1 protein-coding gene is annotated in these 1219 nt (G+C 51.9%); it reads right to left on the bottom strand.

Features of this window, described 5'->3' with window-relative positions; all coding sequences use genetic code 11:
* Positions 1 to 164: 164 nt before the first annotated feature.
* Entirely contained in the window at positions 165 to 1013 is an 849-nt protein-coding gene (locus AC2FLU_RS00730) for an ankyrin repeat domain-containing protein (protein WP_496716582.1), read from the bottom strand.
* Positions 1014 to 1219 lie beyond the last annotated feature (206 nt).

Here is a 1219-nt window from a genome sequence, read left to right as displayed (position 1 = left end):
TCATCAACAACCTCCGTACCGAATACGGAAATTATACCATCAGTCCGGTCAAAATAGGGGAGTTTTCACACACCCTCTCCGCAAAGCAGACGCCCAACGAGCTCTTTCTGATGGCTGCTTCTGACCTCACCAACGCGTATCCTACGCTCAATTTCGATTGGTTGTTAAGGCAATGCGACCGGGTTTTCATCGAGTGTCCGGAGGTAAGAAATCAAGTCTGCGCGATCCTGATCAAACCAAACTCCATCTAAGTCCATCTTTGTTCCCGGAATGTATTCTCGTGGACGCCCAAGAAACGAGTTTAGATTGTCGTAGTCCCAGACACCTGAAATCGCTGACAAAGCCGTCGAGTACTCGTAGCCATCGTACGAGCCAATGGTGCGCCCGAGAACTCCCCAAAGTGGCGGACCTTCATTGGCTTGAACTTGCCCATTGTTCTCCAGGCTGTGACAGGCTTTGCAGGCACCTGCCAGAGTTTCTCCTCGGCCCCTATCGGCATTACCAATCAAGTGCTTCACACTAGGGATACTTGCACTTGTAGGTACGCCAGCATCCAATAGCATGGTCACGATTTCGTCGTGCCCACGCAACGAGGCGAAATGCAGTGCTGTCCCAAGCCAAGGATCCACGACAGTTGGATCAGCACCGGCTTCCAAAAGCAATCGAACAACTTCTGTGTGTCCGTTGCTTGACGCAACATGGATTGGGTATGCAAGAGTTTTTTCGTACTCAGCATTGGGAAGAGAGTAGTTTGGGTCGGCCCCAGCCTCCAACAGGGCCGCGACCACGTCCGTACGACCGAACCGAGATGCTACTACGAGTGGTGACGAACCTTCAAAACGAGCGCCTGTGGTGCTCGGCAGATCCACCGGCACTCCTTTTTCGATTTCTGACATAACTTTTGCGACATCGCCTTTTCTAGCCATCAAGTGGATCATTTCAGCGAAACTTGTCGACATGGTGGCGCATAGCGCAGCCACCCCCGCGAGAAATGTTTTCCAAGTTCTGTTCATTGCGGCATCCCCCCGGTTGTGGGAGCCTTAATACCACAACTAGTCGTCAATTTCATTTCTTGCAAAGAGTGGCCGCTTTGTCCGCATGTGAGACGTAGAACAGGAGCGCAGCGAATGTCCGGATTGGATCGATATTGTTGAAAAACAACGTGTTGCTGGCGCAGAGAGAGGCGTACCGAACTGAGCGCGAGTGCCTTTCTTGTCAG

The sequence above is a fragment of the Ruegeria sp. SAZD013 genome, from assembly GCF_059612525.1.
This window is presented reverse-complemented; position numbering and strand designations above follow the sequence as displayed.